Origin of the sequence: Undibacterium sp. RTI2.2 (genome assembly GCF_035018705.1) — a bacterium.
In the GTDB taxonomy this organism is placed as follows: domain Bacteria; phylum Pseudomonadota; class Gammaproteobacteria; order Burkholderiales; family Burkholderiaceae_D; genus Undibacterium.
The window spans coordinates 1-230 of record NZ_JASJXN010000165.1; the positions used below are offsets into that span (position 1 = coordinate 1).

General features: G+C 52.6%; 1 pseudogene. It reads left to right on the forward strand.

Going from position 1 to position 230, the window contains the following annotated elements:
* Positions 1 to 230: pseudogene (locus QN395_RS21565) on the forward strand (RNA-guided endonuclease TnpB family protein); the annotation flags it as partial.

Consider the following 230-nt stretch of genomic DNA (forward strand, 5'->3'; position numbering starts at 1 on the left):
TCAGCACTAAGCTACCGTAACGGTCAACTCTGGATGTCCGGTATCGATACGCCTTTGTGCTTGTGGGATAGCTACGGGTTGGCCAAGTACCATCTCGGAGTCGGATCCATTTCAGAAGACGCACGAGGTCGCTGGTACATCAATATCACCGTCAAAGTAGCCAGGCAGGCCCCTGTCGAAGGTAAGGCTGACGTGGGCATCGATCTGGGATTAAAAGACTTTGCCGGTTT